This window comes from Mycobacterium sp. SA01 (assembly GCF_041287105.1).
GTDB lineage: Bacteria > Actinomycetota > Actinomycetes > Mycobacteriales > Mycobacteriaceae > Mycobacterium.
This window is the reverse complement of record NZ_JBGGNO010000010.1, coordinates 1-12,232: the sequence shown is the minus strand read 5'-3', so window position 1 is coordinate 12,232 and position 12,232 is coordinate 1. Positions and strand designations below refer to the sequence as shown.

Here is a 12,232-nt window from a genome sequence, read left to right as displayed (position 1 = left end):
TTTACGCCATGCTAAGCAGGTGCACAGCAATCAGCCCGCCGGGAGGAAATAACACGCATGACCGATTTCGCCACCGTTGACTTCCTCACCGATCAGTCGCTGGTTCCCGACCCGTACCCGTACTACGACTACCTGCGTGAGCAGAGCCCGGTGTTGCGGCTCGACCCGCACGGCTTCGTGGCAGTCACCGGCTACGAAGAAGCCCTCGAGGTCTACAAGAATCCCGAGGACTTCTCCAACATCGTGGCCCTCGGCGGACCGTTCCCGCCCCTGCCCTTCACCCCCGACGGCGACGACCTCAACGCTGCGATCGACGCGCACCGCAACCAGTTCCCCATGTACGAGCACATGGTGACGATGGACCCGCCCGACCACACCAAGGCGCGTTCACTGCTCAGCCGCTTGCTGACTCCCAAGCGCCTCAAGGAGAACGAGGACTTCATGTGGCGGCTGGCCGATCGCCAGCTCGACGAGTTCCTCTCCCTGGGCCACAGCGAGTTCCTGGCCGAGTACGCAAAACCGTTCTCGCTGTTGGTGATTGCCGATCTTCTCGGTGTGCCCGAAGAGGATCACAAGGAATTTCGCACGGTGCTCGGCGCCGATCGGCCGGGCGCCCGGGTGGGCTCGCTCGACCACGAGAAGATGGGGCTCAACCCGCTGGAGTTCCTCGACGAGAAGTTCAGCGCCTACCTCGAGGAACGTCGCCGCAATCCCCGCGAGGACGTGCTCACCGAACTGGCGAGCGCGAAGTACCCGGACGGGTCGACCCCCGAGATCATCGACGTGGTCCGCACCGCGACATTCCTGTTCGCCGCCGGCCAGGAGACCACCGCCAAGCTGCTGTCGGCGGCGATCAAGGCTCTGGTGGAGCGACCCGACCTGCAGCAGGCGCTGCGTGAGGACCGCAGTTTGATCCCGACCTTCGTCGAGGAGTCACTGCGCCTGGAGAGCCCGGTCAAGAGCGATTCCCGGCTGGCTCGCCGGAGCACCACGCTCGGCGGCATGAACATCAAAGCCGGGACCGTCGTCATGGTGTTGCCCGGTGCGGCCAACCGCGATCCGCGGCGATTCACCGACCCCCACGAATTCCAGGTCCGCAGGCCCAACGTCCGCGAGCACATCGCGTTCGGCCGTGGCGCCCACTCCTGCCCCGGCGCACCGCTGGCGCGAGTGGAGGGACGGGTCTCGCTGGAGCGCATGCTGGACCGGATGGGCGAGATCACCATCGACGAGGAGTACCACGGCTCGGCCGGCGACCGCCGCTACAACTACGAGCCGACGTACATCCTGCGCGGGCTGGCCGACATCCACGTGAAGTTCACCGGCAGGGGCTAGCCGCACCAAAAGAGCCCTGGCCGCCTATCGGCGGACCAGGGCTCTTTTGGATCAGGTACTTAAGCGTCGCCCTGCACCCAGCGGGTCCGCCCGCCGGCCGCGACACAGGTCAGAAACATCCCGTCGGGAGCCTGCGCGACGGAGTTCTCGTAGCCGACGCAGTCGGCGTTCAAGTTCTTGACGCCCACCATGGGCGGCGACCGGAAATACCGGGGTTCGTAGCGCCGCGGTGAGCCGCAGAAAATCAACCGGCCCCAGTTGTTGCGGGTATCGACGCCGAACACGTAATACGTCGTATTGCTGCACGGGGCACCGAGTTCGACACCCGGCGTGATGCCCGGGGTGCAGAACGCATCATTGCATTCGTTGGCGTTGATCGGCGGCCCGTCGGGATCCGCGGACGCCGACGCCGGCATCAACATTCCAGCCGCCATGAGTGCAGCAACAACTGCCACGGTCGATCGCACTCGAACACTCTCGCATATTTGGTAACCGAATTCTCCGGGTCTTCACAAGAAACCGGCAAGAAAACCTGCCTCCCACAGACCGGGTTTGTCGCTGTGTAATGCTGGGCAGCAGTGCTAGCGTCGCGCGTCGCCATGCGACCGCGATGAACGAGGAGGGTCCCATGCCGCCGGGCAACCGTGAATCCGAAGCTCCCGACGCCGACGACCTGGACTCCGCGGAGGCTGCGGAGGCTGCAGCGGCGGCCGCCGAGGCTCGCGCCGAGGCAGCCCGGGCGCGCGCAAACGAATTGCGCCGCAAGCTGGCCGAGTCTCGCGACGAGGCGCCGGACGTCCCGGAGACTGGGTTCGATCCCGAGAGCGCCGACGCCGACACCACTGAAGACACCGAGGAAGCCACTGCGGACGCCGTGCCCGCGAAGCCGAAGAAGCCGAAGAAGCCGAAGACGAAGCGCTCCTGGGCCAGAATCGTCGCCGCGTCAATCACCGTCCTCGCGATCCTCGGCTTGCTCAGCGTGACCGGATACATGGTCTGGAAACACCGGGACGCCGAGGCGCAGCGGCACCGCACCGCCGAGTTCTCGGCAGCAGCCCGCCAAGGCGTGGTGAACCTGATGTCGATGGACTTCAATCAGGCCAAGGAGAGCGTGCAGCGGGTCATCGACGACTCGACGGGCAAGTTCAAAGCCAATTTCCAGGACGGCGCCGACGATCTGATCAAGGCGATGCAGCAGTCGAAGGTCGTCACCAAAGTCACCGTCAACGACACCGCCGTCGAGTCGATGGACAAGGATTCGGCCACCGTGCTCGTCGCGGCGACCTCGCAGCGCACCGGGCCGGATGCACCCAAGGAAGATCAGCAGCCCCGAGTCTGGCGGGTCGTGGTCAGCCTGGAGCGCGACGGCGACCAGCTGAAGGTGTCGGACGTCGAATTCGCCTGACCGGCGAACAGAACCACCAAACCCTTTCTCCGGGAAGCCGGAAGATAGTATTCTCCGATGACGAGAATGCCAATCTCGCAGCGTGCGATAATCGGGGCTTCGCACCGTGCGCACCGAATGTGGAGGAAGCCAGCGTGAAATCCCTTGTGATCACCACGGTGGTGGTGGCGGCAACGGTGGCGCTCGCACCGCCGGCATCCGCTGAGATGTACCTCGGCAATTACGAGCTGATCATGCCCGACCGCAGGGATTTTCATACCTGGGTCTGGTCCGTGACGCCGTGCGTAGCGCAGGACACTGCCGCCAACATCCCCAACTGCGTTCACGTGTTCACCCTGCCCCGACCGATCGCGAAGGCCGTTCAAAGCAAAACCGACGCACCTCTGGTCAACGGCCAGTACACGCTGACCATCGACGACCCCTTCGGCCTGCGATGCGGTGACATCTACTACGGCCCAACCATTCCCACCCATGACGTCTACACCTGGGACGCGAACACACTCAGCGGATCGATGGTGTCGTCGTTCGACGCCGGATGCGATGGGGCACCGGGTGGCGCCTTCACCTATCCGTTCCACCTGAGCCGGATGTGACCATGCGATTCACCTCGACCATGTCCGCCGCCTTGATAATGCTCTGCGCCGCAACGGGTCTCGCGGCGCCGGCAATGGCGGATGACCCTCCGCCCGGAGTCGATCCCGCTACTCCCCCACCGCCGCAGGTCTTCAACGTCCGATACACCGTTACCGCCGACAAACCCGTCAACGCCGAGATCTACTACCGCGACACCGATCCGCCGACGTTCTCTGACTACAGCCACGACCCATACGTATTCAGCCCCAGTGCCGAAGCCACGGTCGGCCCCAACAAGCCGTGGGTACTCGAGGCCACCCTTACTGACCCGATCCAGTGGGGCATGGTCATGGTCCAGGCCACCGGTGCACTGCCCAAAGCCGCCGCCGGTTTCAACTGCACGATGGAGATCAACGGGCAAGTGGTCAGGCAGAACAGCGGCCCCCGGGGGGCGCTGTGCTCCATACGAAACTGGTAGACACTAAAGCTTTTTCATGTAAAACGGCATCCGGATCACTGGCGGCTGGTTGCGCCCGCACGACCCACTCGGGCCGATGACCCGATTTTCGCCGGTGTATTCATTCGCCGCCCCGTCATAGTGACCGTCGGCGCCGACCGGATAGATTCGGTACTCTTGGAAGCCCTCGATCGCCGCGCCGTCGGCACAGAACCGCCAATTCGGAACGGTGCGCTTGATGTACCACAGGCCACTCGTGGTGTAGATGGGCGCGGTCCAGCCGGCGTCGCTCTGCACCGTTCCGGTGCACTCCGTGGGCGAAATGCACTGGGTCGAAATCGTCCAGTTCTCGCGCTCCGATGGCTGGTTCTCGTAGCGCTCGTTGAGCTTCGCCCAGTCACCGTTCGACGACGTCGCGAAGGTACCGTTGATGCCCCAGGCCTGGTCCGCCGCAGCGGTTGCGGCGCAACAGATCCCAACGGCTGTGGCCAAGCCCATGGCGCTCAGCGCCTGAAGTGCACGCATAGACATACCCCTTTTCAGCTCTGCAGCATGTCCTGCCACGTCGTCGCCGGCTTGGCGAGGTTGGTCTGGCGGTACAGCGTTCCGTCGCTGCCCATGTACTGACCCGTTCGTGGGTCGTACTTGGCGACTTGCAGCCCGGGCGCCTTCTGGCCACTGGGCGAAAAGGCGCTTGGAGCAATTTGTGGCACACCGGGTTCCGGGGGTGGCGGCGGTTGCATATCAGAAGGCAGCATGTTGGCGGGTCCCGGCAGGTTGATCGGATCCGGACCGATGTTGCCCTCCGGGCCCGGCGGTGAGACCGGCGGCGTCTGGTAGATCGGCTGACCCGGCAGCAGCGGACCGGGTCCAGTGCCCGCGAAATTCGGTGGCGGTGGGTCGATCGGCGCGGCCCCCGGTGGTGGGGCGGTCACCCCAGCCGGCAAAGGAGTGCCCTGCAGGGGCCCATAGATGTTGGAATCCGGCAGAACTCGGCTGTCGATCGGGACACCCTGCGCGACCAGGTTCGGGTCGATCGGGTACGGACCGGTGACGTGCTGACGCTGGGCCAGCGGTTGGAATCCGTTGGGGTCGTTGCATAGTTCGACGGTGGGTGCGCGCTTACCCGGATGTTCCACGCATGGGTAGTTACGGGCGCCGCGGACGGCCACCGGCGAGTCCTGCGGCAGCTTGCAATACAGCCCGTCCGGTGTGTCGATCACGGAGGTGTCGGCCGGGTTGCGCCATGAGGACGGCGGGAGAAACCCAACCGTACAGGCCGCGGGATCGCCGAGTCCGAGTGAGAAGTCACCATTCGGCATGCCTGCAGGGTTGTTGGATTGAAGGTAGGTCTGAATCTGGGCGACGAACGGCGGCACGAGCACCATCAACTGTTCGACCGACTTGTTGTACGTCAGGAAGATCTGACCGAACGTCGTCAGATTCGCCAAGAGGACCGGCAACGTCGGCTTTATCTGCTCGAGCAGCTTCGATGTCTCCTGGGCGAAACCTGGACCGTCGCGCAGAATCGACCGGAACTGGGGGTCGTTGTCGGCCACCTGCCCAGTGATACCGGCCAGGCTCTGCGCCCAGGTCCGAATCGAGTCGGTAGTCATCTCCTGCGCCGCTATGAACGGGCGTGCGTCATCAATCAGCGCCCGGGTGTTATCCGAGATTCCGTTGGCGTCCCTGGTAATCGTCGCACCGGAATCCACCAGCGACCCGAAGTCATAACCCGTCCCATTGAACGCCTGGTAGGTCTCGCCCAGCAGTTGGCTCAATTTGTCTTTTGGAATGCTTCCGACCAGCTTGCTCACCTGGTCGAGCATCGGGCCCACCGCCTGTGGGATCGATGCGTTGCCGACCGGGATGACCGACCCGTCCTGTAAGTAGGGCGCTTTGTCGGTGCGCGGCAACAGTTCCACGTATTGCTCGCCCACCGCCGACATGCTGCGTACCTCGGCCTTGAGATCCGCCGGGATCTTCGGCGATGTGTCCAGAGACAACGTCGCCAGAGCGCCGGTGTCGGTCAGTTCGATCGAGGTGACCTTGCCGACCTGCAGGCCACGATAGGTGACGTTGCTGAACTTGTAGAGACCGCCGGTAGCGGGCAGATCCAGCTTGACGGTGAGGCGGCCCACCCCTAGGAGAGTGGGTATCTGGATGTAGGCGAACAGCATGATCGCCACACCGACGATCGAGGCGATCGTGAAGATGATCAGCTGAGTACGGACGAAACGCGTCAGCATTTAGCCGCCCCCTCCTGTCGGCGGAGCCGGCGGCGCGACACTCGCCGGCGCATTGGGTTGGGCCCCATAGGGTCCCGCGAAGATCGGGGTGACGCCCGTTGCGGCCAGCTGGTCCCGGGTGTAGATCTCGGTGCCCGGCACCGAGGTCGGAGGCGGAGGCACCAGCGGAAGGATCGGACCTGCGGCCGCGATGGCCGCCGGTGGGGGCGGGACCGGCGGGTTGTCGGCGAAGACGTCCGGCGGCGGCGGGGTGACACCGGTCTTGAGCGGGTCGTAGGTGTAATTGAGGTAGTACGGATCGCCAGGAGCGGGAATCAGCTGTGCATCCGCGTCTCCCCATCTGGTACCGAGCATCAGCGTCCGCTTCAACCGTGGGACCGTCAGATCGATGGTCGCGAACAGGTTGTAGTAGTCACCGCGGATCGCGCGATCCATGAATTGCTGGGTGAACGGGAAGTGGACCGCGTACTCCAATAGTGCGTCCAGATTGGGGCCAACGTCGGCGAATGCCTTGAACGCCGGTTCCAGGTTCTTCAGGTTCGCCACCAAGTCGGCCTGTGACTCATTGACCAACGTGTTGGCGGTATTGCTGAAGGTACCGAGTTTCTCCAACGCCGTTGTGAGCGTGGGCCTTTCCTTGATCAGGACGTCGATGGCCGGCGGGATCTTCTGCAAGGCCGCGGCAAGGTCGTCGCGCTGCCCGGCGAACGTCGATGTCATCCGGTTCAACGACTGGATGACCGAGACGATGTTGTCGCGCTGACTGTCCAGCGTTCCGACGAAGGTGTCCAACCGGGTGATGAGGTCGCGGAATGCCGCCTCGTTGCCGCTGACCGCGGTGCTGAAGTTGTGGATGACATCGCCGATCTGACCCAGCCCACCGCCGTTGACGACTGCCGCCAGCGAGGCGAGGGTCTGCTCGGTGGTCGGATAGGTCGAGGTTGCGTTCAGAGCGATGGTGCCGCCCGGCGAGAGCTTTCCGCTCGGCGTCTGGCCGACCGGGGTGTTCAGCGACAGGTGCATGGAGCCCAGCAAGCTCGTCTGGCCCACGCTGGCAACGGCATTGGCCGGCACCACGACATCGGGCTTGACCGAGAACTCCACATCGGCATGCCAGTTCTTGACCGTCAGCTTACGTACGCTCCCGACCACGACATCATTGATCATGACCGGTGAATTCGGCTCCAGCGTCGCGATATTCGCGATCTCCGCATGGTAGACGCTCGCGTCCGAACCACGGCCCACCGTGCCCGGCAGTGGCAATGAGTTGACGCCCTGGAACGAACAGGCAGTGGTGGTGGCCGCCACGCACGCCCCAGCGATCACGGCCCGCTGCAACGACTTTGCGCCGATCATGGCGTGCCTCCCGCTTCTGCGGCCATCGGGGGTCCTCCGGGTGCCGGACCAGGCGCTCCCGCCGGATTCAACATGCCGGGCAGCGACGAGATCACCGATGGCGGTATTGCCGGAGATCCGCCCGGGAGCAACTGGGCAGCGCCGGGGGGCGCCTCGCCTGGCGCGCGACCGGTGAACGGACCCGGCCCCATTTGGACACCCTCGTAGGCCGAATGGTAGGGCGGCAACGGGGGGACGTCGGGAGTCGGACCACCGGCACCCGGGGCGAGGTTCGGCTGCGAGTAGACAAGTTCGTCCGGCGACGCTGCGGGCATCAGATAGGGATCGATTCCGAGTGGCAGGTAGTTGAAGTTCAGCAGACGAAGCGCCGGGCCGAGGTATTGGCTGCACAGCTTTGCCGTTTCGGGGGCGGTGGTGTTCTCGATCGCGCCGATTGCGCCACAGACGAATTCGGTGGGATTGGAGAAGTTGTTCAGCACGAACTGGCCGACCGCGCTACCGGAGGACGGGTTGTAGATGTTGTAGGCATTGCTCAACGCGTTCGGCGCGATGTGGAGCAGGTTCTCGATCTCCATTTTGTTGTTCAACAAGTTCGTGGTGACGTTCGTCAGCCGGTGCAACTGCTCAGACGTCTGATCGCGGCTGCCCGCGACAAACCGCTGAATGTCGACGATCGCCACCGACAGATTCTTGAGTGCGCCATCGAGATCCGACCGGTTTCCGTCGATCACACTGGTCAAGGTGGCCAGCCGATTCTGGAACATCACCACCTGTTCACTGCTGTCACGCAATGTGGTGACGAAGGTCTGCAGGTTCTTGATGATGTCGACGACGTTGCCGCTGCCGTTGGCCAGAACGCGCGAGACGCCGGCCAACTCGGTGATGGTCTGGCGCAGCTTGTCACCGTTGCCGTCGAGTGCGTCGGCCGCACTGTCGATGAAACGCGAGACCGACGTGCCCGATACACCGCTCTGCGGCCCGAGGTCAGTCGCCAGCCTGGTCAACTGCTGCTTGACCTCGTCCCACTCGACCGGGATCGCGGTGCGGTCCAATGGGATCACCGCATCGTCGGCCATCTGTTTCTGCCCGGTGTTCTTGCGATAGGCCGGGGTGAGCTGCACGTAGCGGGCGGCGACCAGGTTCTGTGCCACGATCACCGCCTTGGCATCGGCCGGAACCGGCACGTCGCGATCGACATCGAGCACCAGCTTGGTCTGGGTGCCCTGCGGCTCTATCGCCTTGATCGTGCCGACCTTGACGCCCGACACCCGGACATCATCACCGGGGTAGATACCAGTCGCGGTGGTGAAGATGGCGTTGACCGTCTTCGGACCGAAGAAAATGTTGCGCACGAGAACCGCCGCACCAACTACCAGCAGTCCGGTCAGCAGAACCGACAGAACCTTCACCCAACGTTTCCGCATCATCAACGTGACCCTCCCGGGATGCCGTTGTAGGGCAGCGGCAATTCGGCCCGCGGCCCCGCATTGTCCGGCGGCTGGCCCGCGTTGACGCCACGGCGGAAGCCGAACGCGTAGTCCATGAAGGGCTGCAGCAGCTGCGCAGGCTGCAGGTTGGGCACGTACGCGTTGTAGTAGGGACCGTTCGCCAGAGTCTCGCCCTCAGACAAGATGAACTTCTTCACGTTCGGCAGCATCTGAGCGATGTTGTCCTTGTTCTTCTCCAGCACCCCGACAACGGAATTCAACCGCTGCAGAGTCGGGGCCAGTTTGTCCTCGTTGTCGTGCACCAGACCCGACAGCTGGGCCGACACCGCCGCGGTGTTGGCCAGTAGATCGACGATCGCCTCGCGCCGGTCGTTGAGCACACCGAGCAGGTCGTTCGCATTAAGAATCAAGGTGTTCAGCTGCTGACTGCGCTGCCCGAGCACGGTGGTGACGTCGGAAGCGCTCTTGAGCAAGCCCGCCAGATTCTCGTTACGGCTGTTCAGTGATCGCGACAGCTTGCTCAAACCATCGAACGTCGGCCCCAGCTTTGGTGCCAGCTGGTCGATCGTGGCTGAGAGAGTGTCCAGCGACTGGTTGAGCGTCGCGGTATCCGTCCCAGCGGTGTTGCTGGTCAGATCGCTGACCGCTTCGGTGAGCGAATAGGGCGACGACGTGCGCGTCGTCGGAATGACATCGCCGGAACGAAGGCTCCCGCTGCCGGCAGATTCCAGGGTGATCACCCGCTCGCCCAACAGGGAGCCGGTGCGGATGTGCGCGGTGGTCTCGGATCCCAGCGAGTACTTTCCCGCAGTCGTGAACGTGACGAGCGCATCACCGTTGTCCAGTGAAACATCGGTGACCGTGCCGATCTTGATACCAGACAGCGTCACGTCGTTGCCGGTGGCAATCCCACCGGCCTCGGTGAACAACGCCTGATGGCGGACCGACGTAGCCAGCTGCAGCAAGCGTTCGGGCTGCAATCCCACAGCGATCACCAACAGGATCAGGACCGCGCCGAGGAAACCGGCACGCCACAAATTGGAAGCTCGGTATTTCAGCATTAGGGCTCCGCACACCTACCGGTTTCTTGTTTGATCATCGGGAACACCCCGGTCCGTCCCTGAAGGTCGGTGACGCGGATGCCAAGTCCGCAGATGTAATACATGATCCAGCCGCCGTAGGCCCCGAGCCGGGCCATCTTGCGATAGTTGTCCGGCCCCCTCTGCAAGCCTCTGTCGAGGACGATCTTGTTGTCGTCCAATAGCGGCGCCAAACGGTTGAGCTGCTCGATATCGCCCTTCAGCGGAGTGCGGGCCTCGTTCAACAGACTGGTCAGCGACGCGGTTCCGTTGTCCAGCTGGGTGATCGCGGTGCCGATCGGTTCGCGATCCTGCGACAGCCCGGTGATCAGCTTCTCCAGCTTGTCAATGGCCCCGGAGAACTTGTCACCGTCTTTGGCGAGTGTGTCGACGACGACTTTGAGGTTGTCGATCAACTGCTCGACCGTTTGGCTGTTGTCGGCCAACGCATTCGAGAATGACGTGGTCTTGCTCAACAACGAGTCGAGTGTGTCCCCCTGGCCCTGCAGAATGTTGATCAGGGACGCGGTCAGCGCGTTGACGTCCTGGGGATTGAGTCCCTGGATGACCGGCCGCAATCCGCCGAGTAGAAGGTCCAGGTCAAGTGCACCCTGCGTGCGGTCCTTGGGTATCTGGGAACCCGCCGGTAGCACCCGGGTCGAGCCGGGTCCGTCGATAAGTTCCAGATAGCGATCACCGGTCAGGTTCAAATACCGCACCGCCGCTTGGGTTCCCGTGGTCAAGACGATGTCGCGGTCGGCATCGAATTTGACCAGGACGCTCTTGTCCGCCAGCAGGTCGACACTGTTGACGGTGCCGACCCGGACACCGGCGACGCGGACGGTGTCGCCTTCCTTCAACCGGGAGGCGTCGCCGAACACCGCCGAATACCGGTTGGTCGAGCCGCTGCGGTAGTTGCTGAACGTCAGGAACAGGAACGCGGTCAGCACCACCATGATGACGGCGAACACGCCGAACTTGACGAGAGTGCTTGTGGTGCGCATCATCCCGGCTGTCCGATCTGTGCGGTGTTGCGCGGCGGCCCATCCAGCGGGCCGAACAACAGCTGTTTGAGACCGTCGGAGTTGAGCACGATGCCTTGGTTGCCGTACTGCCACGGGTTGACACCGGTATCGGTCACCAGGTACTTGGCCTTGTTGCCGAATCCGAGGTACGGCAGGCCCATGCATTGCGGGCCGCCCGTGGCTGCCACCTTGGGTAGGTTCGACGGGTAGCGGTACCGATCGATGCCCAGCGTGAAGGCGACCGCCACGGCCACGCCGGGGTCCGGCAGAGGCGGTGACAACCGAATCCAGTCCATGGCTTTGAGCGTGCAGGGGATCACGGGCGCATATTCGTTGAACAGTGCCGTGGTGGGCGTCAGCAGATGGAGCACCTTGCTCAGTGCCGGCTGGTTGGTTCCGAGCACCTCGTTGCCCTGATCAGCCAGCCCGATCATGTTGACCAGGAACGTATCCAGGTTCTGCTGCTCGTCGACGATGCTCTGGCTGATCTTGTTGGTGTTCTGCACGGTCTTGACCAGATCCGGCGCGGCGTCGGCGTACGCGGCGGCCACCGGAGCGGTCAGCTCGATGTCCTTGGCCATGTTCGGCAGGCTGGGCTCCAGCTTGGCGAGCAGGCTGTCGAAGTCGGCAACGGTTTGTCCGAATTGCTTGCCGCGACCCGCGAACGCCTTCGACAGTGCACCGAGCGTGGCGTTCAGCTGGGTCGGGTCGATCTTGTTCAGGACCTGATTCAGCTGTTGGAAGACCGTGTTGATCTCGACCGTGACGTGCTGCCCCTGCAGAACCTGGCCTGCGTACATGGGTTTCGGGGACGGATCGGTCGGCGGCTCGAAGTTGACGTACTTGGCGCCGAACACCGTCGTCGAGGCGATGTCGGCGACCACGTTCGACGGGATCTTGCGAAGCTCAGCGGGATCCATCGCCAGGTGCAGCGCCGCCGTGCCGTCGGCGCGGCTCTCGATCGACTCGACCTTGCCGACCTGGACACCGCGCATCTTGACTCTGGCGTCGGGGTTCATGACGAGGCCGGCGCGGTCGGAGATCACGGTCACCGGAACGGTTTTGGTGAAGTCGCCGCGGAACAGGCCGACGGCGACCGCGACGATCGCCACCACCACGACCACGGTGGACAGGCCGGCCACCGGCCGCGCCCAACCGGTCGCACCGAAGCTGGCGCCGGTTCGGGCCGCCACCGGTGCGGCGGCGGTTTCGGTTTCGGATCGGTCGGCCGGGCCCGGACCGAGATTGCGTGTCACGTCATCTCCCTATCCGGACAGGTTGAAGTTGCCGTTGGAGCCGTAGATG

The 12,232-nt window shown here is 63.8% G+C and carries 12 protein-coding genes; 4 read left to right on the top strand and 8 right to left on the bottom strand.

Annotated elements, in window-relative coordinates; genetic code table 11:
- The first annotated feature begins 57 nt into the window (after positions 1-57).
- The gene (locus tag AB4879_RS02125) at positions 58-1,335 is read left to right on the top strand and encodes a cytochrome P450 (protein WP_370506227.1); all 1,278 of its coding nucleotides are present in this window, start codon (positions 58-60) and stop codon (positions 1,333-1,335) included.
- Positions 1,336-1,394: 59 nt separating this feature from the next.
- On the opposite strand, the gene AB4879_RS02120 is transcribed toward AB4879_RS02125, so the two are convergent.
- The gene (locus AB4879_RS02120; protein ID WP_370506226.1) at positions 1,395-1,769 is read right to left on the bottom strand and encodes a hypothetical protein; all 375 of its coding nucleotides are present in this window, start codon (positions 1,767-1,769) and stop codon (positions 1,395-1,397) included.
- Between the two features lie 194 nt (positions 1,770-1,963).
- Between AB4879_RS02120 and AB4879_RS02115 the strand changes: the two genes are divergently transcribed.
- The 3 genes from AB4879_RS02115 (at position 1,964) to AB4879_RS02105 (ending at position 3,791) form a co-directional block, all read left to right on the top strand.
- Positions 1,964-2,740: a hypothetical protein gene (locus AB4879_RS02115; RefSeq protein WP_370506225.1), complete on the top strand. Its 777-nt coding sequence runs from the start codon at positions 1,964-1,966 to the stop codon at positions 2,738-2,740.
- 134 nt (positions 2,741-2,874) lie between these two features.
- Positions 2,875-3,333, top strand: a complete 459-nt coding sequence (locus tag AB4879_RS02110) for a hypothetical protein (protein WP_370506224.1) — start codon at positions 2,875-2,877, stop codon at positions 3,331-3,333.
- 74 nt (positions 3,334-3,407) lie between these two features.
- A complete protein-coding gene (locus tag AB4879_RS02105; protein ID WP_370506223.1) occupies positions 3,408-3,791 on the top strand; it encodes a hypothetical protein in 384 nt (127 codons plus the stop codon).
- A 3-nt stretch (positions 3,792-3,794) separates the two neighbouring features.
- On the opposite strand, the gene AB4879_RS02100 is transcribed toward AB4879_RS02105, so the two are convergent.
- The 7 genes from AB4879_RS02100 to AB4879_RS02070 are packed head-to-tail and all read right to left on the bottom strand — an operon-like array spanning position 3,795 to position 12,183.
- On the bottom strand, positions 3,795-4,295 hold the full coding sequence (locus AB4879_RS02100; protein WP_370506222.1) for a hypothetical protein: 501 nt from the start codon (positions 4,293-4,295) through the stop codon (positions 3,795-3,797).
- 14 nt (positions 4,296-4,309) lie between these two features.
- Positions 4,310-6,019, bottom strand: coding sequence for an MCE family protein (locus AB4879_RS02095; protein WP_370506221.1), 1,710 nt, complete (start codon positions 6,017-6,019; stop codon positions 4,310-4,312).
- Entirely contained in the window at positions 6,020-7,375 is a 1,356-nt protein-coding gene (locus tag AB4879_RS02090; RefSeq protein ID WP_370506220.1) for an MCE family protein, read from the bottom strand. It lies immediately after the preceding gene.
- A complete protein-coding gene (locus AB4879_RS02085) occupies positions 7,372-8,802 on the bottom strand; it encodes an MCE family protein (protein ID WP_370506219.1) in 1,431 nt (476 codons plus the stop codon). The genes AB4879_RS02090 and AB4879_RS02085 overlap by 4 nt, the downstream gene beginning before the upstream one ends.
- On the bottom strand, positions 8,802-9,884 hold the full coding sequence (locus AB4879_RS02080; RefSeq protein WP_370506218.1) for an MCE family protein: 1,083 nt from the start codon (positions 9,882-9,884) through the stop codon (positions 8,802-8,804). Before AB4879_RS02080 ends, AB4879_RS02085 begins: the two co-directional genes overlap by 1 nt.
- Positions 9,884-10,909 (bottom strand): MCE family protein, encoded by a 1,026-nt coding sequence (locus AB4879_RS02075; protein ID WP_370506217.1) that lies wholly within the window; start codon positions 10,907-10,909, stop codon positions 9,884-9,886. The genes AB4879_RS02080 and AB4879_RS02075 overlap by 1 nt, the downstream gene beginning before the upstream one ends.
- Positions 10,906-12,183, bottom strand: a complete 1,278-nt coding sequence (locus AB4879_RS02070) for an MCE family protein (RefSeq protein WP_370506216.1) — start codon at positions 12,181-12,183, stop codon at positions 10,906-10,908. The genes AB4879_RS02075 and AB4879_RS02070 overlap by 4 nt, the downstream gene beginning before the upstream one ends.
- Positions 12,184-12,232: the final 49 nt, after the last annotated feature.